At 62.9% G+C, this 421-nt stretch carries 1 protein-coding gene; it reads right to left on the reverse strand.

The features are described from left to right. Positions 1–421: FAD-binding oxidoreductase (locus ACT3XD_RS19740; protein WP_444280718.1), on the reverse strand; the 421-nt coding region annotated here is incomplete at both ends.

A 421-nucleotide genomic window follows, 5' to 3' on the forward strand; every position in this document is an offset into this window, starting at 1 on the left:
TTGGAGCGCCTGCGGCTGGGTATCTGAAGAGCCTGCCATCAACGCTTTGGCGTCGCGCAGGGCCTCCATAAAGCTTGGATAGCGCACGTTGACCAGCGTGGCGTACTTGGGGATCGGCAGCACGTTAAGAACGGCTTCATTCAGAAACCCCAGCGAGCCTTCCGAGCCGCACAGCAGGCTATTGAGGTTAAGTTGGCCGGCGTCGTCGCGCAGGTGGGCCAGGTCGTAGCCGGTCAGGCAGCGGTTCAGCGGCGGAAAGGTCGCCTCAATCAGCGCGCGCTGTTGGTCGATAATGGCCGTGGCCGTCTGGTGAACACGACCGACGATGCCCGCCTGCTGGCAGGCGTGTTGCTCATCCTCGGCACTCAGCGCCCGGCTATGTAGATGTTGGCCACCGAGCAGCACCGTGTCGAGTTCCAGC

This window comes from Halomonas sp. AOP7-B1-5 (genome assembly GCF_052353045.1).
In the GTDB taxonomy this organism is placed as follows: domain Bacteria; phylum Pseudomonadota; class Gammaproteobacteria; order Pseudomonadales; family Halomonadaceae; genus Vreelandella; species Vreelandella colorata.